The organism is Desulfocastanea catecholica (genome assembly GCF_054657295.1).
The window spans coordinates 1-210 of record NZ_BAAHYZ010000210.1 but is presented as its reverse complement, the minus strand read 5'-3'; the positions used below and the strand labels follow the sequence as shown (position 1 = coordinate 210).

Genomic DNA, 210 nt, shown 5'->3' with positions numbered 1-210 from the left:
GGTTCAGAACTGAGGCTCTATGTTGATGGCGTACTTGAAGGGACAACCCGTACCTCCTACGGTTCTGATTTTATTGCCCCGTCTGCGAAACTGACCATAGGTTGGATGGAGACTTATGGCCTTGGGTTCAAAGGAGATCTTGATGAGGTAGCGCTTCACGATCAAGTTCTGACGCCAGACAGCATTGCAGTACATTACAATAACGGTATG

At 48.1% G+C, this 210-nt stretch carries 1 protein-coding gene; it reads left to right on the top strand.

Going from position 1 to position 210, the window contains the following annotated elements:
• The coding region (locus ACYQ8U_RS23550; RefSeq protein WP_459947969.1) for a LamG-like jellyroll fold domain-containing protein at positions 1 to 210 on the top strand (210 nt) is incomplete at both ends.